Source organism: Arthrobacter sp. Dra40 (genome assembly GCF_059091905.1).
The window spans coordinates 1-609 of the sequence record NZ_JBNHHB010000555.1 but is presented as its reverse complement, the minus strand read 5'-3'; the positions used below and the strand labels follow the sequence as shown (position 1 = coordinate 609).

Sequence of the window (609 nt, the reverse complement as noted above, 5' to 3'; positions counted from 1 at the left end):
GGACGGGAAGGCCAATTGCCCGCCACCGGGCAGTTCCGGGACTGTCAGGGCTGCCTCGACGCGGCGTCCGAACGTATTGGCATTGCCGAAGCCTTCGCCGATGCCAAGCACCCGCTGCTCCGGCTCCTCGCGCAGGAAATCGATGGCCGCGCTGCTCTGCCGCGGATCCGCCTTTGGGTCCTCGAGCAGCCGGGCACCTGCGGCCTCCAGCACTGCCAGCGTCGCGGGATAGTCTTTTCCGGCGCCCTTTTCCACCAGGGCGGAGACGTCCGCCGGCCCGTCCGGACGCTCGGGTGCCTCAAGCTCCCCGTCCGGAGGAAGCACCTCCGCCTCCGGCAACAACGAGGCCCAGTCCCCGGCGCTGCCGTCGGCGTCCTTGTTGGAGGCGGGCTCTGCGGCGGTGGATGTGGTGGCGCCGGGGTCCGGCGACGAGGAACCAGTGGCTGTCGGCTTGGGAGTCTTGGCTGGCTCCCCGGGCGGGTCCCCGAACGCCTTGACCTGGCGGACGCCGAGCCGCTGCAACTCCTCGGCCAGACCGTCCCCGGCCAGCAGCAGCGGCACTCCCAGCGGTACCGACTCCGCCTCTGCTGCCGCGATGGCTTCGGCATC

Annotated in this window: 1 pseudogene; it reads right to left on the bottom strand. The window is 71.3% G+C overall.

From position 1 onward, the window contains the following. Window positions 1–609 (bottom strand): annotated as a pseudogene (locus AC5RWT_RS37950) (hypothetical protein); the annotation flags it as partial.